General features: G+C 39.0%; 1 protein-coding gene. It reads left to right on the top strand.

The annotated features are described in order from the left end of the window. Nucleotides 1-128: 128 nt before the first annotated feature. Nucleotides 129-455: a c-type cytochrome gene (locus tag ACP5S8_RS08550; protein ID WP_461876512.1), complete on the top strand. Its 327-nt coding sequence runs from the start codon at nt 129-131 to the stop codon at nt 453-455. The last annotated feature ends 94 nt before the right edge of the window (nt 456-549 follow it).

Genomic DNA, 549 nt, shown 5'->3' with positions numbered 1-549 from the left:
TCTACTTTATTACTATATACTATATAATGAACAACAAGGATCTTAGTAGTAACTATCCTAAGTGGAATAGCAAACCGAGGTAGTAGATCGCAGAATCTACCGAAACTGTAGCAGAGGAGGTTAAATTTATGAAGATCAACGTAAGAAACAAAGTAGTTACATTGGTATTTAGCGGAGTCTTGATACCTCAGACTAGTGCGTTAGCCATAAGTCCCCAAGAGCTTGCTAAAGAAAAAGGCTGTTTTGCATGTCATGCCATTAATCATAAGGTAATAGGTCCAGCTTGGAAAGATGTGGCAGTCAAGTATCACCACAACCTTAAATATGTTCCGCTTTTGGCAAAGATGATAAGGAATGGAAACGTGGGAACATGGGGACCAGTACCAATGCCACCGCAGTACGTAACCAAAGTCCAAGCTGAGGAACTTGCCAAATTCATCTTATCACTGAAGTAAATGCAAATAGTGGTTGCTTTAAATGGTGACCGTTTAATCTTCTGCTTTTTCACTAGAACACTGCCTTGACTTATGATATATAACACTGATGGAA

This window comes from Hydrogenobaculum sp. (genome assembly GCF_049967395.1).
Lineage (GTDB): Bacteria > Aquificota > Aquificia > Aquificales > Aquificaceae > Hydrogenobaculum.
The sequence above is the reverse complement of the archived record's forward strand: the minus strand, read 5'-3'. Positions and strand labels throughout refer to the sequence as shown.

Coding starts and splice junctions, on each gene's coding strand:
- ACP5S8_RS08550 (WP_461876512.1), top strand. CDS start 129: ATGAAGATCAACGTAAGAAACAAAGTAGTTACATTGGTATTTAGCGGA.